This window comes from Pseudoduganella sp. GW821-FHT11H04, from assembly GCF_058807935.1.
In genome coordinates this window covers 160,080-180,281 of sequence record NZ_JBXARE010000001.1, presented here as the reverse complement: position 1 = coordinate 180,281, position 20,202 = coordinate 160,080, and the positions used below count along the sequence as shown (strand labels likewise).

The following is a 20,202-nucleotide window of genomic DNA, read 5'->3' as shown; positions in this document are numbered from 1 at the left end:
ATTGAGGCGGCGCAAGCTTATTGGAAGTCGCGGCTGGCGGTTGGGAGACGGCCGAGAAGGTACGATAAATCGACGAGGCGGCGGGCGACCAGGTGACGCACGATGCCTTCCTGCTGCCACACGCCGTACACGCCGAGCAGCGTGGAGCCCAGCACTTCGCGGCGGTATTGCTCCACCAGGTCGGGCCAGACGATCACGTTGACGTAGCCGGTTTCGTCTTCGATGGTGACGAACAGCACGCCCTTTGCCGTGCCAGGGCGCTGGCGGCCGGTGACGATGCCAGCGCCGCGGGCGAGCTGGTTGTTGCTGAAGGTATTCAGCACGTCGGCCGGCAGGAAGCGCTTGGCCAGCAGCGCAGGCCGCAGCAGCGCCAGCGGATGGCGGCCCAGCGTGAGGCCTTGGGCGCGGTAGTCGCCGAGGATTTCCTCGCCTTCGGTTGGCGGCACCAGTTGCGGCGCGACCTCCTCCACTTCGGTCGGGCGCAGCAAGTCCTTGTCCGGCACCGCACCCGCCGCATCCCACAGCGCCTGGCGGCGATTGCCGGCCAGCGAACGCAGGGCATTGCCGCCGGCCAGCACTTGCAGGTCGTGGCGATTCAAGTCGGCGCGCCGCGCGAATTCGGCCACACTGGAGAATGGACACTCCGCGCGAGCTTCTTCGATTCGCGCCGCCGCGTCTTCGCGCATGCCGTACAGCCGCGACATGCCGAGCCGCACCGCTGGCTGCCGACGCGCGCCCTGAGGCGCCGACACGGCGAGGAACTCCTCGGGCGTGACATGGCGCTCGAGCGGCATGTCCTGCAGCCCCGGCAAAGCATCCAGCTCCTCCAACGAGGATTCCCAGCCGCTAATGGCAACGTCCACCGGCCGTACTTCAATGCCGTGCCGCTTCGCATCTTGCACCAATTGTGAAGCACTATAGAAACCCATCGGCAGACTATTTAACAAGGCGCACAGGAAGGCCGCCGGTTCATGGCATTTGAGCCAAGAGCTCGCGTACGTCAGTAACGCAAAACTCGCTGCATGCGATTCGGGAAAGCCGTATTCACCAAAGCCCTGGATCTGTTGGCATATCTGCAGTGCAAATGCTTCCTCGTAGCCGTTTTTCATCATGCCGCTGACGATGCGCGCCTGGTATTTTTCCAGTCCTCCCTTGCGCTTCCATGCCGCCATCGAACGTCGCAGCTGGTCGGCTTCGCCTGGCGTGAAATCGGCTGCATCAATCACCACCTGCATCACCTGCTCCTGGAAGATCGGCACGCCAAGCGTACGGCTGAGAGCATTCTTGAGGCCAGCCGGGTAATCGACGGGGACGGCGCCAGTGCGTCGTTGCAGATAAGGGTGGACCATGCCGCCCTGGATCGGACCAGGCCGCACGATGGCCACCTCGATCACCAGGTCATAGAACTTCCGCGGCTTCAAACGGGGCAGCATGCTCATTTGCGCCCGCGATTCGATCTGGAACACGCCAATGGTGTCGGCCTGGCAGATCATGTCGTACGTGGCCTTGTCCTCGGGCGGCACGCTGGTCAAGCCGAACGGCAGCTGGTAACGCTGCGAGATCAAATCGAAGGTGCGCCGCATCGCAGTCAGCATGCCCAGCGCCAGCACGTCCACCTTCAACAGCCCCAGCTCTTCCAGGTCATCCTTGTCCCACTGGATCACGCTGCGGTCTTCCATCGCAGCATTCTCGATCGGCACCAGGCGCGACAGCTTGTCCTGCGAGATCACAAAGCCGCCCACGTGCTGTGACAAGTGGCGCGGGAAGCTGAGCATCTGCAGCACCAGGTGCGCCCACTGGTGCGCCACCGGCGAATCCGGGTCCAGTCCGCATTCGGCGAACCGCTCCATCAGCTCGTGCTTGCGGTCGAACCAGCGGTGCGATTTAGCGACTTTTTCCACGATCTCCTGGTCCACGCCGAGCGCCTTGCCGCAGTCGCGCAGCGCGCTCTTGGTGCGGTAGCAAATCACAGTCGCCGCGAGAGCCGTGCGGTGGCGACCGTATTTCTCGTAGATGTACTGGATCACTTCCTCGCGCCGTTGGTGCTCGAAATCGACGTCAATATCCGGCGGCTCCTTGCGCTCGATCGACATGAAGCGCCCCACCACACTATTGCCGCGGATAGGATCGACCGATGTCACGCCCAGGCAATAGCAGACGGCGGAGTTGGCGGCGGAACCGCGCCCCTGGCACAGGATGCCAATCGAGCGGGCATAGCGAACAATGTCGTAGACAGTCAGGAAGAAGTACTCATACTCGAGCGTCTTCACCAGCGCAAGCTCTTGTTCGATCTGCGCTTGCACGGCGGGGGGAATGCCATGCGGGTAGCGCCATTTGGCGCCCAGATAAGTCTCCTGCCGCAGGAAGCTGGATGGCGTATGGCCCGGCGGGATCAGCTCATTCGGGTATTCGTAGCGCAGTTCCTCCAGCGAGAACTGGCACATATCGGCGATGCGCACGGTTTCTTCCAGCACCTGCGCCGCATAGACATTCGCCAGCCGCAGGCGCGAGCGCAGGTGCTGCTCGGCGTTCTGCCCCAGTTCATAGCCGCATTCGCTGACCGGCTTGCCGAGCCGCACTGCGGTCAGCGTGTCGTGCAGCGGCTTGCGCGAGCGCACGTGCATGCAGACGTGACCGGCCGCCGCCATCGGCAAGCCATGCTGCAGGGCGACTTCCTCAATTGCCGCGCCATGCGCTTCGTCGAAGGCGCGGCCCAGCATGGTCATGCCGAGCCAGGTGCGCTCGCTAAAGGTGGCGGCCATCCAGGACGCCTGCCGGTGCAGGCGCTCCACGCTGGCCGGGTATTCCGGCAGCAGGAGCAGCAGGCAGTCCGGCAGCCCGCGCAAATGTTCGCGTTCAGGCGGGGGATTGGCGAAATCGTCCGGGTGCAGCTCATAAGTGCCCTTGTCGGCGCGCATGCGGCCGAGGGTGATCATTTCCGACAGGTTGCCGTAGCCATTGCGGTTGGTGGCCAGCACCAGCAGCGAAAGCGCCGGGCTGCCGTCGGCATGGGTCAGGTGAAAGTGGGCGCCGATCAGCAGTTTCAGGCCGGCCTGTTTGGCCTCGCCATGCGCGCGCACCACGCCGGCCAGCGAGCATTCGTCAGTGATGGCCAGCGCGCTATAGCCGAGCTTTACCGCGCGCTCGACCAGCTCTTCGGCATGGGAGGCTCCGTGCAAAAATGAAAAGTTTGTCAGGCAAAACAGCTCCGCATAGGCGGGCAGCCCGGCACGGTGTGACTGTATATCCATACAGTATTTTACACCAATGCCAGCGGCGCGGACTACGTATGATCCGCAGCGCGGAAGTGGCGTAGTTGCAACGCGAACTTGTCATTTATGAACTCTACTGCAAGTCACTTCGGCTAGAATTGAAGGCAATTTTTCCTAGGAGCAAAAAATTGTCAAGCCATTCGATCCTGCGTAAAGCCATCCTGACCGCGCTGTATGGTGCGGGCGCCCTGTCTGCCTTCCCAGCCGTTGCACAAACCCAAACTGGCGACATGACCGTCGTGAACGTGGTCGGCTCGCGCCGCGCCACCAGCTCCACCACCGATACCGTAGCGCCGATCGACGTGATCCCGCTGAGCAAGGCCGCCGAGCAAGGCGCGCAATTCGACCTGGCGCAAACCCTGACCTTCATTTCGCCGTCGTTCAACTCGACCCGCCAGACCGGCGCGGACGGCGCCGACCTGGTGGACTCCGCTGCCCTGCGCGGCCTGAGCTCCGACCAGACCCTGGTACTGGTGAACGGCAAGCGCCACCACACCTCGTCCCTGGTCAACATCTTTGGCGCCCGCAACCGCGGTTCGACCGGTACCGACATGAACACCATCCCTGTGATGGCGATCAAGGACGTGCAAGTGCTGCGTGACGGCGCTGCTGCCCAATACGGTTCCGACGCGATTGCCGGCGTGATGGACATCGGCCTGAAAAAGAACGTGGGCTGCGAATCGGCCATCGGCTACGGCCAGTACGGCGCAGGCGACGGCAAGAACTACCTGGCTTCGGCTTACTGCGGCTTCGAAGTCGCAGGCGGCACCGTCGGCATTACCGGCGAATACCTGGACCGCGGCCGTTCCAACCGCGCCGAACCTGACAATCCGCGTACCATCGGCGACTCCAAGACCAAGAACAAGACTGTCCTGGTTAACGGCGAAATTCCGGCCGGCCCTGGCCGCGTCTACTTCACCGGCAGCCTGCAGAAGCGCGACGCATCGAGCGGCGCCTGGGCGCGTAACGGCACCGACGACATCCCGTCCCGCAACTCCGCCGCCATGTACCCGAACGGCTTCGTCCCGTTCATCAACGGCGACCTGGATGACCGCTTCGCCATCGTGGGCTACAAGCAGAAGATCGGCGACTGGAATGCCGACCTGTCGCAAACCTACGGCTACAACCGCCTGAAGTACAACATCAGCCACACCCTGAACGCCTCCATCGCCAACCTGGACCTGATGAACGGCGGCAAAGGCATCAGCCCTGACCACTTCGACGCGGGCGGCTTCTCGTTCCAGCAGAACACCACCAACTTCGACATGAACCGCTACTTCGAAGGCCTGGTGGGCGACGGCATGAACGTGGCATTCGGCGCCGAGTACCGTTCCGAGAACTACAAGATCTTCGCCGGCGAACCTGGCTCCTACATCGACGCCGACGGCGCCGGCGGCGGCAATGCCGGCAGCCAGGGCTTCCCGGGCTTCCAGCCGGGCGACCAGACTGACGCCAAGCGCCACAGCCATGCGGCCTACCTGGACCTGGAATTGGACATCAACGCCAAGACCCGCCTGCAGGGCGCGCTGCGCTATGAGAAGTTCAGCGACTTCGGCTCCACCGTGACCGGCAAGATCGCCGGCAGCTACCGCATCGCCGACCCAGTGCTGCTGCGCGGCTCCGCCTCGACCGGCTTCCGCGCACCGTCGCTGCAACAGGCTTACTTCTCCTCGACCTACACCGACTTCGTGGGCGGCAAACCGGTCGACATCTCGATCACCCCGGCCGTGGGCCCGGTGGGCAAGATCGCCGGCCTGGACCCGCTGAAAGAAGAGAAATCGCGCAGCTACACCCTGGGCGCCACCTGGACCCCGAACGATGCGCTGTCGGTCACCGCCGACCTGTACCGCATCAAGATCAAGGACCGCATCGTGCTGTCCGGCCAATTCAACGAAGACAACTACCCTGTCCTGGCCGCCAAGCTGGCGACCCTGGGCGTGGGCGCCGCGCAGTTCTTCGTCAACTCGGTCGACACCAAGACCCAGGGCCTGGACCTGACCGCATCGCACAAGGCCACCCTGTTCGGCAACAAGCTGACCACCTTCCTGGCCGCCAACTTCAGCAAGACCGAAGTGACCGCGATCCACACCCCGACTGCGCTGCAAGGCTTTGAAGACGTGCTGCTGTCCGAGCGCGAGCGCCTGTTCATGGAGCAAGGCGGCCCACGCCGCAAGGCAACCCTGGGCTTCAACTACGTGACCGGCCCGCTGGAAACCGACTTCAAGATTATTCACTTCGGCCCGCAGACCCTGGGTACCTGGAGCGGCAGCGCGCTGGTGCCGAACCAGAAATACGAAGCGAAGACCTCGGCCGACCTGGGCTTTACCTACGCGATCACCCCGAAGGCCAAGTTCAGCATCGGCGCGTCCAACATCTTCAATGTGCATCCAAGCGTGCAGAATCCGGACGAAACCGACAACGGCTTCAAGTACGAGAGCGTACAGTTTGGCCTGAACGGCGTCGCCTACTTCGCCCGCCTGCACGTCAAGTTCTAAGCAGCGCAACGGCCGAGCCCGTGTCCCACCTTGGGGTCACACCCGTTTCGGGACACGGACTCGGCCATGTTACAGCCGGGCTCGTGTCCCATTTCGGGTGTGACCCCATGGTGGGACACGGGCTCTTGCGTAGGGTTTGATTTTGCGCAAAACCTCTTCCGGTGAATTGATGCATGGTGGAATCACATTCCACTCAGAGGAGCTGCTATGGCTGCAATGACGATCCACCTGGCTGGCGACGTTATTTCCGCAATCGCCAAATGGGCGCCGATAGAGCAAATGTCGACGGAAGAATTCATCCTCAGCGCCGTTTCTGAAAAGTGCGAGAAGGCTAACGCACTGGAGGAAGTGGAACTTTTCTGGCGCGATCTCGCGCTTCCCCTACCTTCCAGCAATTAGCGCCAGTTCGGCGCTCATGTTCGCAATCGCAGCGGCAGTGTAGTTATCCGTGAAGAACGGGTCCGCGAACAGCGTGCCCGCTTCCGCCTTGCCGCGCAGGTGCGCCAGGATCTGGGCGCGCTTGCTGTTGTAGTCCGCTTCCGGCACATGGGCGTATTCGGCGCGGATGCCGGTCGCGTAGGCCTGGTACACCTCGGCTTCCTGGCCGAGGATGGCCAGGTCCACCGACAGCATGGTGTCCTTCAGCGGGTGCAGCATGGCGCCGCCCTGGAAGTGGTCCGTGCTGCGGATCAGGGTTGCCACTTCTTCGGCGCGCACCGAATCCGCTTCCAGGCCGCTGCCCAGCCACAGGCGGGCGCTGGCTTCTTCGTTGGAGACGTCGCCGGCGGCATGGGCATACACTGCGTCGTGGAACCAGAAGGCGGCTTTGACCAGGGCCACGTTAGACGGCGCGGCGCCGGTATTGGCGGCCCAGGCGCGGATTTCGGCCATGCCATGCACCAGGTGGTCGAGGTTATGGTAATGGCGCTCGGAGCCGCCGTAAGCTTGCTCGCCGGTCAGGCGTTCGAACCAGTCGGCCGAATGCGGGCGCTCGCGCCACAGGCTGTCCCATTCCTTGCGCAGCCAGGCCAGGATCCAGGCTTTATAGGCTGGCGCGGGCACGAATTTCTTCATGGTCCAGTTCCAGCCCACCGGGCCTTCCAGCGCCTTGACGAAGCTGGAGCTCACCGAGCCCAGGTCGCGCGGCGGCATCACGAACAGCGTCTTGGCGCCGCCGATCACCTCCACATTGGTTTGCTGGATCAGGTTTTCGTAGTCGAAGTCGGCGGTGCTGCGGATGCCGCGAATCAGGTAGTCGACGCCATTGCGCTTGGCCACGCGCGCGGTGTATTCGCTTTTCACGATCTGCACCGCGACATTGCTCCAGCCACGTTCGGCGCAGCTGGCAAGTACGATGGCCTTGCGTTCCTCAGCGGTGAATTTAGGCGCCTTGGTGGAGTTCTCGGACAGGAAGACCACTACCTCCTCCGCGATGGAACGCGCTTCGCCAATGACCCACATATGGCCGTTGGTGATGGGGTCCAAGGTCCCCGAGAAACCGATCTTCTGCATGCCCTGCTCCGAATGTCGAAAACGACATTCTAGCTCGGGGCAAACTCCACCGTCACTTTCAGGCCTCCGAGGCGTTCGGAAGCGTCCAGCGCCAGGGTGGCGCCGTGGCGTTCGGCGATGGCGCTGATGATGGCCAGTCCCAGGCCGCTGCCCTGGGCTTCGCTGCCCGGCACGCGGTAGAAGCGGTGGAATACGCGCTCGCGTTCTTCCGGCGCGATACCGGGGCCGCTGTCTTCCACCACCAGGCGGGCGCCGGCGCCGTTGGCCGCCGCCATCACCGACACGTCGATGGTGCCGCCGGCCGGCGTGTATTTAACGGCATTGTCGACAAGGTTGCGCAGCAGGATTACCAGGGCGTCGCCCTGCCCTTGCACTGTAGCTTCCTCGGCCTGCTCCAGGCCCAGGTCGATGTCGCGCGCCTGTGCGGCGCCGGCCATATCGCCCACGGCTCGCTTGGCCAGGTCGCTCAGGCTGACCGGCTCCAGCTTGGCGTCGGCCGCTTCGGTGCGGGCCAGCACCAGCAATTGTTCCACCAGACGCGAGGCGCGCTCCACGCCAGCCGACAGTCGGCCAATGGCGATGTCGCGCGCTTCACTGCAATCGGCGCGGGACAAGCTGAGAATCTGCAGCTTGAGCGCCGCCAGCGGCGTGCGCAGTTCGTGCGCCGCGTCGGCTACGAAGTTCTGCTGCGCCTGGAAGGCCGTCTGCACGCGCGAGAACAGCAGGTTCAGTTCCTGCACCAGCGGACGCACTTCGTCGGGCAAGTCGGCGTCGGATACTTCGGAGAGGTCGTCCGCCTTGCGCGATGCCAATTGCCGCTGCACCCGCGCCACCGGCGCCAGCGAGCCGGAAACCACCCACCACACCACCAGCATCAGCACCGGCGCCATCAGGGCGATGGGGCCCACGGTGCGCAGCGCCAGCGTGCCCGCCATGCGCTTGCGCACGGCCAGGTCCTGGGCGATCTGGATCGTCTGGGTGGCGGTCTGCGCCGAGAACACGCGGTAAGTCGTGCCATTGGCGCGCACATTGGAAAAGCCCAGCACTGCGCGCTGCGGCAGTTCGGCGCGCGACAGCGAGCGGAAGACCTGGATGCCGTCCGGCGTCCACACCTGCACCACCATTTCGTCGTTGCCCGGGTCCGAAGGGTCGGTGTTGCCGGTGGCCGCCATCGGTGCATTGGAGCGCAGCGACATGGCCATCTGCTGCATGTGGTAGTCGAAGATCTGGTCGGCGTCGTTCAGGGCCGAACTGTAGGCGATCATGGCCTGCGCCACGGCGGCCATGGTGATCGCCGCCAGCAGGAACCATAGCAGGCGCCCACGCAGCGAGTGCGTGACATTGACCTTCGGGACCGCCATCATCATTGTTTCGGCACCATATAGCCCAAGCCGCGCACGTTCTGGATCAGTTCAGACCCGAGCTTTTTGCGCAGGCCGTGGATATACACCTCGACTGCATTGGAATTGACTTCGTCCTTCCAGCTGTACAGCTTTTCTTCCAGCTGGGCGCGCGAGAGCACGATGCCGGGACGCGCGATCAGCGCTTCCAGCACCGCCCATTCGCGGGCCGACAGGCTGACCGGCTGGCCATTCGCGATCACTTCGCGGGTTTGCGGGTTGATCGACACGCCTTTGTGCTCGAACACCGGTTCGGCGCGGCCGGCGGCGCGGCGCAGCAAGGCGCGGATGCGGGCCAGCAGCTCGTCCAGGTCGTACGGCTTGAGCACGTAGTCGTCGGCGCCGGCATCGAGGCCGGCGATGCGCTGCTCGACGGCGTCGCGCGCGGTGGCCACCAGCACTGGCGTCAGCTCCTTGCGCGCGCGCATGGAGCGCAGGACTTCCAGTCCGTCTTTCTTCGGCAGGCCCAGGTCCAGCAGCACCAGGTCGTAGGTCTGGGTTTGCAGGGCCGTGTCGGCCATGGCGCCATCCTTGACCCAGTCGACAGCGTAGTGCTCTGCCCTGAGCAGGTCGAGCACTACCTCGCCGATCATCGTGTCATCTTCTACCAGCAGGAGGCGCATTTCATTCCTTTCTTGTTGTTTTAGCCGAGGCGCACCGGGATAAAGATGCGATCCTCACCGCGCTGGATCAGCAGCGCGACAGATTTCGTTGATTTTGACACGAGGTCGCGCACATCGTTGACAGTATTGACCGAGCGGCCGTTCACCGACAACAGCACGTCCCCCGGCTGCACGCCTGCACTGGCGGCGGCGCCACCGGCATCTTCGATCAGCAGGCCCGAGTTCAGGCCGGATTCGCGGCGCTCCATCGGGTCCAGCTGGCGCAGCGACAGGCCGAGGCGCAGCTTGGCGGCTGCTTCATCGTTCTGCACGGCGGCCACGTTGCGGTCGGCGGCGTTACCGAGCTTGCCTTCCAGCGCGATGGTCTTACCCTGGCGCCAGACTTCAAGCGCTACTTTATCACCTGGCATGGCCAGGCTGACCATTGCCGGCAGGTCGCCGGAAGCAACGATCTTTTGGCCGTTCATCTTGCGGATCACATCGCCCGCCTTCAGGCCAAGCTTGTCGGCCGGGCCGCCGCGTTCAACGTTCGACACCAGTGCGCCTTCCGGCGACTCCAGGTCGAAGGAATCGGCAAAGCCCTGGTTCACTTCCTGCACCATCACGCCGAGGCGCGCATGCACCACCTTGCCGGTCGAAACGATCTGGTCGCGGATGCGGGTCGCCACGTCGATCGGGATCGAGAACGACAGGCCCTGGTAGCCGCCGCTCTGGCTGTAGATCTGCGAGTTAATGCCGATCACCTCGCCCCTGGTGTTGAACAGCGGACCGCCTGAATTGCCGGGATTGATCGCCACGTCGGTCTGGATGAAAGGCACGTTGGAGTCGTCCGGCAGCGAGCGGCCCTTGGCGCTCACCACGCCGGCGGTGACGGTGTTTTCCAGGCCGAACGGCGAGCCGATGGCCAGGACCCATTCGCCTACCTTCACGTCGGTGGAGCGGCCCAGCGGCACAACCGGCAGGTTCTTGGCGTCGATCTTCAGCACGGCGACGTCGGTTTTCGGATCGGAACCGAGCACCTTGGCGCGGAACTCGCGGCGGTCGGTCAGCTTGACCGTCACTTCGCTGGCGTCGCGCACCACGTGGGCATTGGTCAGGATAATGCCGTCGGCGCTGACGATGAAGCCGGAGCCCACGCCATGGGTCGGCGCAGGGGCGCCGCCGCGGCCGCGCTGGCCTGGCTGCTGGAAGCGGCGGAAGAATTCGAAGAACGGGTCGTTTTCATCGGCATCGGCATCGCCGCGGTAGCTGGCGGCCTTGGTGCTGCCGACCGTGGAAATATTGACAACAGCAGGTCCATTGCGCGACGCGATCACGCTGAAGTCAGGTAGGGAAATCATCGGCGCGGGTACGGGCGCCGGTGCGCCCTGTGCGGCGTTGGTGGCCGGGGCGACAATGGCGGCGACTGGGGCGGCGAAAGCCTGGCTATGCTGGACAGCGATGGCTGCACCGGCACCGGCGACGCCGGCGATGGCCAGGGCGAGGAACATGGTAGTGGTGTTGCGCATGGTTTGACTCCTGATGAAATGACTTTCTCAACGGCTCCAATATGCGGCATTAAACTTAGATGCGTCTTAATGCAAAAAAGGCCGGAAATCCGGCCTTTTTCATTGGGGAAGAAGGAATTAAGCCGCCTGCTCCAGGGCAGTGTGGTTGACCACGCCATCGATGGCGATCTTGCGGGCCTTCAGGGCTTCCGGCACTTCGCGCTGCAGCTCGATGGTGAGCACGCCGTTGTTGAAGGAAGCGCCGTTCACCTTCACGTGGTTGGCCAGCTGGAAGCGCTGCTCGAAATCGCGGAAGGCGATGCCACGGTGCAGGTAGGTCTTTTCCTGGCCGTCTTTCTGCTTGCGGCCAATAACTACAAGGGAGTCGCGTTCGGTGGTGATGTCGATTTCGCTACGGTCAAAGCCGGCCAGCGCCATCACGATACGGTACTGGTCTTCGGACACCAGCTCGATATTGTACGGAGGGTAGCTAGGCTGGTCGCTGCGATGCGCGTCATTCAGCATCTGGGCCAGGCGGTCAAAACCGATAGCGGAACGATACAGTGGGGTCAGGTCAAAAGTACGCATTTTCATATCCTTTCAAGGTTAAGCGATATAAGGTCCCGCGGTCCCCATCTGGGCAACCGCTGAATCCGATATAGGAGCTTCAAAACGGATTTCAAGAGATTTTTTTCGATTTACTTTCTGAAACAATCGCCCTCCCCCTGCGTGCTACACTCGCCCGTCGCACTTTCCTTGTTGAAATAAATGAAACTGTTCACCAAAACCGCCCTCGCCCTGCTGCTGGGCGCAGCCTTCAGCGCACACGCTGGCCAGACTATCCCCGCTCCGGCCGACCAGCCTTACCCAGGCACCATCGTGATGAAGGTCGATGCCTCCAACACCGCCCAGAATGTTTACCGCATCCAGCAGACCATCCCCGCCAAGCCGGGCAAGATGACGCTGCTGTTCCCGCAGTGGGTGACGGCGCAGCACGGCCCGACCGGTGCGCTGAACCAGTTCGCCGGCTTCAAAGTCTCCGCCAACGGCAAGACCCTGGCCTGGCGCCGCGACAACGTGAACGTGTACGCATTCCATATCGAAGTGCCGTCCGGTGCCAAGACGATCGAAGTGGAATACCAGCACCTGGCGCCGACCGAGTCGGCGCAAGGCCGCACGTCGATTACGCCTGACATCCTGGGCATCCAGTGGCAGTCGCTGACCATGTACCCGGCCGGCTACGCTACGCGCCGCATCCCGATCCAGACCACGCTGACCCTGCCGGCCGGCTGGCAGTACGGCTCCGCGCTGGAAGAAGCCGAGCGCAAAGGCGACGTGGTCACCTTCAAAACCACCGACGTCGAAACCTTCGTCGATTCGCCGCTGTTCGCCGGCCGCTATTTCAAGCGCTTCGACCTGGACCCGGGCGGCAAGGTGCCGGTGCACCTGAACGTGGTGGCCGACAACGCCGAGGCGCTGGAAGCCAAGCCTGAGCAGATCGAGCTGCATCGCAACCTGGTCAAGCAAGCCTACAAGGTGTTCGGCTCGCAGCACTACAAGCACTACGACTTCCTGTTTGCGCTGAGCGACGAATTCGGCGGCGTGGGCCGCGAACACCACCAGTCCAGCGAGAATGCGCTGAAGACCGATTACTTCACCGACTGGAACAAGACCGAATCCGAACGCGGCCTGCTGCCGCACGAATTCACCCACTCCTGGAACGGCAAATTCCGTCGCCCGAAAGGCCAGGATGTGCTGAACTTCAACCAGCCGCTGCAAAACGACCTGCTGTGGGTGTATGAAGGCCAGACCACCTACTACGGCGAAGTGCTGGCCTCGCGCTCCGGCCTGATGAAGTCCGCCAGCGTCAAGGACATCATGGCCGCTACCGCCGCCCGCTACAGCATCATGAAGGGCCGCGAATGGCGTTCGGTGCAGGACACCACCTACGACCCGATCATCAACGCGCGCCGCGCCATCCCATGGTCGAACTACCAGCGCAGCGAAGACTACTACCAGGAAGGCATGCTGATCTGGCTGGACGTGGATACCAAGATCCGCGAACTGTCGGGCGAAAAGCGCTCGCTGGACGACTTCTCCAGCAAGTTCTTCGGCGTGGAAGACGGCCGCAACACCGCGCTGCACTACACCTTCGACGACGTGGTCAAGGCGCTGGACAGCGTGCAGTCTTACGACTGGGCGAACTTCCTGCGCGCCCGCATCGAAGAACTGGGCCCGGTGCCGATGGACGGCATCACCCGCGCCGGCTACAAGCTGGTGTTCACCGAGAAGCCGACCGACTTCCTGAAGGCTGCCGAAGACCGCAGCAAAGCGGCCGACTTCACCTACTCGCTTGGCTTTAACGTGGGCGCCGAAGGCAAGATCCAGAGCATCCAGTGGGATGGCGTTGGCTTCAAGGCCGGCTTGTCCGGCAACACCAACCTGCTGGCAGTGAATGGCCGCGCGTACAAGGCCGAACTGCTGCGCAAGGCGATCACCGAAGCCAAGACCAGCAAGAAGCCGATCGAACTGCTGGTGAAACATGGCCAGCAATACAGCACCGTGGCGCTGGCCTACTACGAAGGCTTGAAGTATCCGCGCCTGGAGCGCGTCGAAGGCACGCCTGACCGACTGGAAGCAATCCTCACTCCGCGACAGTAAGTCATCCCAAAAGGGCGCACTGCGGTGCGCCCTTTTTCTTTGGCCCGCGCTAGAGTAGCGGGCACTATGTACACCATCTACACCTGGTCCACCCCGAACGGCCGCAAGCCCCTGATCCTGCTGGAAGAACTTGGCCAGCCTTACGAGATTGTGCCGGTCAACCTGCGCGAGCATGCGCAGTTCGAAGCCAGCTTCCTCGCCATTTCGCCTAACAACAAAATCCCTGCGATGAAGGATGGTTCGCTGTCGCTATTCGAGAGCGGCGCGATCCTCACCTACCTGGCGGAGAGGCACCAGCGCTTCCTCGCCGTCGAGGGCCCGCAGCGCTACCGCACCTTGCAGTGGCTGCACTGGCAGATCGGCGGCCTTGGCCCGATGCTGGGGCAGCTCGGTTTTTTCGACAAGAAGGATTCGGCACTGGCGAAAGAACACTTCAACGCAGAAGCGGAACGCTTGCTGAATGTGCTGGACCGCGCACTGGCAGGCAACAGCTACGTCGCCGGCGACGAGTACAGCATCGCCGACATCGCCTGCTATCCCTGGACCCAGGCTGCGGCTTCGCACCTTGAACTGAACCTGTCCGGCAAGCCCGCCGTGCAGCGCTGGCTCGCCATGATGGGCGAACGCCCCGCCGTTAAGCGGGCCATGGCGTGGAAGCCTTCCACTACTTGAGATAGCGCACGCTCCAGGCGGCGATCAGTCCCGCCACATAGACCGCATCTTCGCGGATGCTGAGCAAGTGGTCCGCCGTGTCGAGCGAAATAAAACTCTTCGGGTGTTTGGCCGCGCTGAAGATTTCGAGCGCATTGTTGATGCCGACGGTCGTGTCGCCTGGCGCATGCATGATCAGCAAAGCCTTGCGCATGGTCGCGATCTTGTTGCGCAGGCTGTTCTCCGCCACGTCTTCCAGAAACTGCCGCTTGATGCGGAAGGGCCGCCCCGCCAGCTGCACCATCGCTTCGCCCTGCGCCGTGATGGCGTCGACCTGGTCGCCAAAGAGATGCGTCACGTGTACCGGGTCGCTCGGCGCGGCGATGGTCACCACGGCCTGCGCTTCCGCCACGGTGCCGGCAAAGGCCAGCGTTGCCGCCCCGCCCAGGCTATGTCCGATCAACAGTCGCGGCGCCTGGAATTCACGCCGCAGGAAATCGGCGGCCGCCTGTAGGTCGGCCACATTGGAAGAGAAATTGGTATTGGCGAAATCCCCCTCGCTGGCGCCCAGCCCCGTGAAGTCGAAGCGCAGCACGGCGATGCCATGCTCGGTCAGCGCTTGCGCAATGCGGCTGGCTGCAAAGACGTCCTTGCCGCAGGTGAAACAGTGGGCAAACAGCGCGTAGGCGCGCACGCCGGATTCCGGAGAATCCAGCCGCGCCGCCAGCATTTGCCCGCCTGCGCCAGGAAATTCGAGTCGTTGTGCGTACATGGGCACTCCTATCGGTTTGCATCCATCATACGCCGTCCACCAGGCGGTTCAGCGCAACGTTCAATTGTTCGCCCATGCGTTCCAGGTCGGCCATGGCGTCGTGCACCGCCGACGTTTCGCCGTGCGCAATGTGCTCGATCATTTGCCGTGCCACTTCGTGCTGTGCTTCGTGCAGGCGGTGCGCCAAGGTCACCAGCTTGCCCGCTTGCGGGCGCTGCACGGCTTCTTCCAGCCACATGTCAAGGCGGCACTGCTCTTCGAGGAAGGGCGGCAGCGGTTGGCTGCCGTCACGCGCGTAGTCCAGCAAGGCGCGTATCCAGGCCTGGTGTTCGACGCCCGCCACCAGCAGCTGCGCGCTATTGCGGTCGAGCACTCGGCATCCGGCCAAGCCTTCCGGCAAGCGCCAGCTGGCGGCCCAGGCCATCAATTGATCCGGAGGCATGGGGCGTGCGATGCCGTAGCCCTGTCCCATCAGGCACCCCATCTGCACCAGCATGCGCGCGTGCTCCATGCTCTCCACGCCTTCGGCAATGACCTCGCGCTTGAAGGCGGCAGCCATGCCCAGCACGCCTTCCAGGATGGCCAGGTCGTCCGAATCGACCAGCATGTCGCGCACGAAGCTCTGGTCGATCTTGATGCGCTTGGCGGGCAACTGCTTCAGGTACAGCAGCGAGGAATAGCCGGTACCGAAATCGTCCAGCGCAAACGGCACGCCCAACGCGGCGCATTCGGTGATGGTTTGCGAAACGTGGCCGATATCGTTCAGCGCGCTGGTCTCCAGCACTTCCAGCTTGAGGCGGCTGGCGGCTACGCGAGGATGAGCGTGAAGCTTTGCGCGCAGGCGCTCAACGAAATCGCGCTCCTGCAATTTGGTGCTGCTGACGTTGACGCTGATGGCGATGTCCAGGCCCGCGTCCAGCCAGGCTTGGTGCTGGCGCAAGGCTTCGTCCATTACCCAGTTATCGAGCGATGCTGCGATGGGGTGGCCTTCGACCAGCGGCAGGAACTCCGCCGGCGGCAGCAGGCCGCGTTCCGTGTGCCGCCAGCGGATCAGCGCTTCCACCGAATTCAGTTCGCCGGTCTGCATGTTCACGATGGGCTGGTAATGCAGCACGAATTCGCCGTTGGAAATGGCGCGCGCGATTTCGGCCAGCGGGCCGTTGATTTGCGCTCCCGCCGCCGGCATGTCGTCGCCGAAGACGGTGTAGCGGTTCTTGCCAAGCGTCTTGGCGCGGTACATGGCCTGGTCGGCCTGGCGCATCAATTGGTCGGCGTCGATCTCCACCGCTTGCGGGTAGATCGCCACGCCTATGCTTCCGGTCACGCGCAACACCTTGCGCTCGACCACCACCGGTGCGGCCACCGCTTCCAGCAAGCGCACCACCATCGGGATGAAGTCGGAGGCTTCCTGCAAGTCGTCCAGCACCACCACGAATTCATCGCCGCCCAGGCGACATACGGTATCGCATTCGCGCGTGGCGTGCGTCATGCGCGCGCCCAGGGCCACCAGCAACTGGTCGCCGAATTCGTGGCCCAGTTCATCGTTGATCGCCTTGAAACCATCCAGGTCCAGGTAGGCCACCACCAGGCGGCTGCCACGACGGCGCGACTGCGCCATCGCATGCTGCAGGCGGTCGGCCAGCAAGCGACGGTTCGGCAGTCCGGTCAGCGGATCGTAATGGGCGATGCGATCAAGATGCTGTGCCTGCAAGGTCTGCTTGGTGATGTCGGAGAAAATGCCGACGTAATTGAGCGCCTTGCCGCGCGCATTGCGGATGCCGGTGATGGTCAGGCGCTCCACATACAGCTCGCCCGATTTGCGGCGGTTCCAGACTTCGCCCTGCCAAAAATTATCGCTGTGCAGGCGTTCCCACATGGTGTCGTAGAATTCGCTGCCCTGGCGGCCGGAGCTCAGCATGCTCGGGTTGCGGCCGCAGGCTTCGGCCCGCGTGTAGCCGGTGATTTTTTCAAAGGCGTCGTTGACGTCGATGATGGTGGCATCGGCTGCAGTGATCATGATGCCCTCGCCGGCGTGCAGGAAGACGCTGGCGGCAAAACGCAGCTTTTCCTCATTGCACTTACGCTCTGTGACGTCGCTCAGGGTGCCGGAAATGCCGATCAAGGCGCCATCCTGCCCCAGCGTCAGTCGCGCAAACACTTCCACCCAGCGGAAGCTGCGGTCGCGGTGCAGGTAGCGGATCTCATGCCGGCAATATTCCGCCTCGCGCCGTATCAGCGGCATGAAACGCTGCTGGTTCAGCTTGCGGTCTTCCGGCCAAAGGTATTTGAGGAAGGGCTTGCCCAGGCTGTCCTGCACCTTATGTCCAGTCAGCTCTTCCCAGGCAGGATTCAGGAAAGTCCAGCAGCCAGCTGCATCGGTCTGGAAAACAACCTCCTTGAGATTGTCCAGCACGGACTCGGCAAGCCGGGCGCGAGCGCCAGCGTTGGGAAGGGAGAGTGGGGTTGGCATACTCCGATTATAAAAGTATGCCATTAATGAATAAATTGCCCTAGATCAAATTAGGGCCAGATTTGTCGATCATCCAGCCGTGGCCTTTGCCGCTTCGTCGATCAATGCCGCCACCTCGGCCGCGTGGGAGGCAAGCGAGGCGTGGCTGGCCTTGAGGGTGATGACCTTGCGGGCATTCATGCGGCTTGACATGCGTTGCTGGTTTTCCGGCGCGATCATCCGATCCTCGCTGGATATCTGGTACCAGCTTGGCTTGTGCTTCCATGCAGGGTCGGTGACGTTATTGCCGAAGGTGGATCCGAGGGGTGCCTTCTGCGTGGCCGCCATGACAAAGGCTTCGTCTGCGCTGAGATCCTGGCAGAAGCTTTCCTGGAATTTGTCGGGGCTGACCCACAGATATCCGTCACTGTCCGGCATGATGTTTGCGAAGGCGACAGGCGGGTGCTGCTGGGTAATGCCGCCGGGACTTTCGCCGGCATCGGGCGCGAACGCGGCGATAAACACCAGCGCTGCCACATTCGGCTGGTTGCCGACTTCGCTGATGACCGCGCCGCCGTAGGAATGTCCGACCAGAACCACGGGACCTGCGACCTGGGCCACCATCTTTCGCGTTCTCTCGGCGTCGTCCGCGAGTGAAGTCAGCGGGTTCTCCACCGCGCGCAAATCATCGTACCCCATTCGCTTCAGTTCAAGGAGGACCTTGGTCCAGTGGGCGGCCCCTCCCCAAAAACCATGAACCAGAATCACAGCAGGCTTGCTCATCGCTATTCTCCCCAACGGTTGATGTGGATTAAGTATAGGAGCCGTTTTGCTAGGCGAACAGGCCGTGGAGATACGCGCGCATTTCTTCCGTGCCGAGCCTACTGCTGCTTCGCCTCAATCAGCCCAGCCTGCGCCTAACGAGGCGCAGCACGTCCCTGGTTACCGACAATAGTTGGCGGTGACGCGAATCGTGCCGCTGGGGATTCACTTATTTTCGGTTGGGATAAAAAAATCCTTGCCGGCATCCTTCAACAGCAGAACAGTGAACTTCGCTGGCTTAGTTTTGCTCGCGTTGCGTCCAACAGTGTGCAGATCATTAGGAGATTCGTAGAACGTATCGCCCGCCTTCAGTGTCACCTGCTTCCCCCCCTTGACCGCCATAATGATTTCGCCCTCAAGAACATAAACGAAAGCGTGTGCATTGTGACGGTGAACTGGGTCGACGGCACCAGGGGGATATACGACTGAAATCATCAGTGCTTCCTTGCCAGGGAAATCCGGCAGTACTTTGGAGCTGAGTGTTTTGACTTCCGCGTTTGGCGATTCCGCCAGTGCCATTGGAGAAATCAAAAGCGCCGATGCGACGCAGACGAGAATTTTGGTTGGATTGAACATGTTGATCTCCATTTGGGTAGCGTTACAGCGCATCAGTGGCACCACTAGCACCTCGGAAGTGCTCGAATGGCCACACGATGCTGCACGATGTGGACCAATCACGAATCACAAGCCAGATTTATCGACGCCGAAGGCCTTATCGTAGGTTCCCGGGACAAGACGGAAGGCGACGTTAACGCGATTCCAGGCATTAATCGACATCACCAGGAATGTGAGGTCTGACAGTTCTTTCTCAGACAGTTGCGAGCGGACGTGGTCGTAGACGCTATCAGACACGCCGTCTGCAGGAGACTTGGTCAGCGCTTCGGTCCATTCCAGTGCTGCGCGTTCGCGTTCACTGAATAGGTTCGACTCGCGCCAGATGGCAACGTGATGCAGGCGGAGGGCACGCTCACCGTGCATAGTGGCTTCCTTAACGTGCATGTCCACGCAGAAGGCGCAGCCATTGATTTGAGACGCCCGGATATCAACCAGGTCTCGAATGGATTCTTCAATCGCTGACTGTTTGAGGGCTATGCTGAAGTCGACAAACTTCTTGAACAGTTCAGGTGACTGCTTCATGTAGTCGATACGCTGTTTCATGATGGGACCTCTAGTGTGGGGGAAGGTTAATTAGTGCGCGGAGGGATGCAGCAACCAGTTTTGAAAGCGCGTAGGACCAGTACGAGAGTTCTCACCGGTGACCAACGAGCGGTCATTCAACTCAGCTCCGAAATATCTTGCGCGCACGTCGGCAATGACCTCACGCGAATCGCCCTTGGCGGCAAGGAATTTGCGCGCAAGCTCATCGAGCGGGAATCGGTCCTGACCACCAAGTTCGACCATTCCATTGAGTGGAGCGCCGACGGCGAGATCTGCAATCACAGCAGAAACATCATCCGCTGCAATAGGCTGAATCAGTGCAGGCGAGAGGCGTATTACGTTCCCATCCGAACCAGAATAGACAATGCTTTCAACAAACTCGAAGAACTGCGTCGCGCGAAGGATGGTGTACGGTACGCTGGAAGCCTCAATTAGGGCCTCTTGTGCGGCTTTGGCGCGCATGTAGCCGCTGTCTGTGAGACGGTCGGCCCCTACTACCGAGAGCGCAAGGTGGTGCTGCACGCCAGCCTCGGTTTCCGCATCAAGCAGATTGCGGCTTGATGCCTTAAAGAAGTCCATTACCGCCTGGTCTTCGAACGAAGGCGAGTTGGCCACGTCTATCACCACCTGGGCACCGGCGAGAACCGCAGCCAAACCTTGACCAGTGACCGCGTTGACACCCGACCTAGGCGAAGCAGCAACGGTCTCATGGCCGATCTGGCGCAAACGGTTGACCACGTTAGAACCAATAAGGCCGTTGCCGCCAATCACTACAATTTTCATTTTAAGCTCCTAGAAAGAGAATTTTTCCGCCAACTGGATTTGGCGCTAACCTATGTGGTCAGTATGCTTCGCCCCCAAAAGCAATACTTTGGGTACACCTTGCGATACCATTGGTTT

The 20,202-nt window shown here is 62.1% G+C and carries 16 protein-coding genes; 4 read left to right on the top strand and 12 right to left on the bottom strand.

What is annotated here, in order from left to right:
* Window positions 1-17: 17 nt before the first annotated feature.
* Window positions 18-3,251, bottom strand: coding sequence for an error-prone DNA polymerase (locus AC1RTP_RS00840; RefSeq protein WP_498604074.1), 3,234 nt, complete (start codon window positions 3,249-3,251; stop codon window positions 18-20).
* 149 nt (window positions 3,252-3,400) lie between these two features.
* Between AC1RTP_RS00840 and AC1RTP_RS00835 the strand changes: the two genes are divergently transcribed.
* The gene (locus tag AC1RTP_RS00835; protein WP_498604073.1) at window positions 3,401-5,767 is read left to right on the top strand and encodes a TonB-dependent receptor plug domain-containing protein; all 2,367 of its coding nucleotides are present in this window, start codon (window positions 3,401-3,403) and stop codon (window positions 5,765-5,767) included.
* A 207-nt stretch (window positions 5,768-5,974) separates the two neighbouring features.
* Complete coding sequence (locus tag AC1RTP_RS00830) at window positions 5,975-6,166, top strand: hypothetical protein (protein WP_498604072.1); 192 nt, start codon at window positions 5,975-5,977, stop codon at window positions 6,164-6,166.
* Here the strand turns inward: AC1RTP_RS00830 and coaD are convergent.
* The 5 genes from coaD to AC1RTP_RS00805 all read right to left on the bottom strand — a co-directional run bounded on the left by coaD (window position 6,149) and on the right by AC1RTP_RS00805 (window position 11,377).
* Entirely contained in the window at window positions 6,149-7,279 is a 1,131-nt protein-coding gene (gene coaD, locus AC1RTP_RS00825; RefSeq protein ID WP_498604071.1) for a pantetheine-phosphate adenylyltransferase, read from the bottom strand. The genes AC1RTP_RS00830 and coaD overlap by 18 nt on opposite strands.
* Window positions 7,280-7,308: 29 nt before the next feature.
* On the bottom strand, window positions 7,309-8,643 hold the full coding sequence (locus AC1RTP_RS00820) for an ATP-binding protein (RefSeq protein ID WP_498604871.1): 1,335 nt from the start codon (window positions 8,641-8,643) through the stop codon (window positions 7,309-7,311).
* Window positions 8,643-9,302, bottom strand: coding sequence for a response regulator (locus AC1RTP_RS00815; protein WP_498604070.1), 660 nt, complete (start codon window positions 9,300-9,302; stop codon window positions 8,643-8,645). The genes AC1RTP_RS00820 and AC1RTP_RS00815 overlap by 1 nt, the downstream gene beginning before the upstream one ends.
* 20 nt (window positions 9,303-9,322) lie before the next feature.
* Window positions 9,323-10,810, bottom strand: coding sequence for a Do family serine endopeptidase (locus AC1RTP_RS00810; protein WP_498604069.1), 1,488 nt, complete (start codon window positions 10,808-10,810; stop codon window positions 9,323-9,325).
* A gap of 117 nt (window positions 10,811-10,927) precedes the next feature.
* The gene (locus tag AC1RTP_RS00805; RefSeq protein WP_498604068.1) at window positions 10,928-11,377 is read right to left on the bottom strand and encodes an Hsp20 family protein; all 450 of its coding nucleotides are present in this window, start codon (window positions 11,375-11,377) and stop codon (window positions 10,928-10,930) included.
* A 180-nt stretch (window positions 11,378-11,557) separates the two neighbouring features.
* Here AC1RTP_RS00805 and AC1RTP_RS00800 point away from each other — a divergent pair, with 180 nt between their 5' ends.
* Window positions 11,558-13,450 (top strand): M61 family metallopeptidase, encoded by a 1,893-nt coding sequence (locus tag AC1RTP_RS00800; protein ID WP_498604067.1) that lies wholly within the window; start codon window positions 11,558-11,560, stop codon window positions 13,448-13,450.
* A gap of 66 nt (window positions 13,451-13,516) precedes the next feature.
* Complete coding sequence (locus tag AC1RTP_RS00795) at window positions 13,517-14,122, top strand: glutathione S-transferase family protein (protein ID WP_498604065.1); 606 nt, start codon at window positions 13,517-13,519, stop codon at window positions 14,120-14,122.
* On the opposite strand, the gene AC1RTP_RS00790 is transcribed toward AC1RTP_RS00795, so the two are convergent.
* From AC1RTP_RS00790 to AC1RTP_RS00765, 6 genes are all read right to left on the bottom strand, one after another.
* A complete protein-coding gene (locus tag AC1RTP_RS00790) occupies window positions 14,115-14,873 on the bottom strand; it encodes an alpha/beta hydrolase family protein (protein WP_498604064.1) in 759 nt (252 codons plus the stop codon). The two genes, AC1RTP_RS00795 and AC1RTP_RS00790, sit on opposite strands and share 8 nt — an antisense overlap.
* Window positions 14,874-14,898: 25 nt before the next feature.
* A complete protein-coding gene (locus AC1RTP_RS00785; protein ID WP_498604063.1) occupies window positions 14,899-17,343 on the bottom strand; it encodes an EAL domain-containing protein in 2,445 nt (814 codons plus the stop codon).
* Window positions 17,344-17,412: 69 nt separating this feature from the next.
* Window positions 17,413-18,105: an alpha/beta hydrolase gene (locus AC1RTP_RS00780; protein WP_498604062.1), complete on the bottom strand. Its 693-nt coding sequence runs from the start codon at window positions 18,103-18,105 to the stop codon at window positions 17,413-17,415.
* A 204-nt stretch (window positions 18,106-18,309) separates the two neighbouring features.
* On the bottom strand, window positions 18,310-18,720 hold the full coding sequence (locus AC1RTP_RS00775) for a cupin domain-containing protein (protein WP_498604060.1): 411 nt from the start codon (window positions 18,718-18,720) through the stop codon (window positions 18,310-18,312).
* A gap of 105 nt (window positions 18,721-18,825) precedes the next feature.
* On the bottom strand, window positions 18,826-19,302 hold the full coding sequence (locus AC1RTP_RS00770; protein WP_498604059.1) for a carboxymuconolactone decarboxylase family protein: 477 nt from the start codon (window positions 19,300-19,302) through the stop codon (window positions 18,826-18,828).
* Window positions 19,303-19,332: 30 nt separating this feature from the next.
* Entirely contained in the window at window positions 19,333-20,085 is a 753-nt protein-coding gene (locus tag AC1RTP_RS00765; RefSeq protein ID WP_498604058.1) for an SDR family oxidoreductase, read from the bottom strand.
* Between the last annotated feature and the right edge of the window lie 117 nt (window positions 20,086-20,202).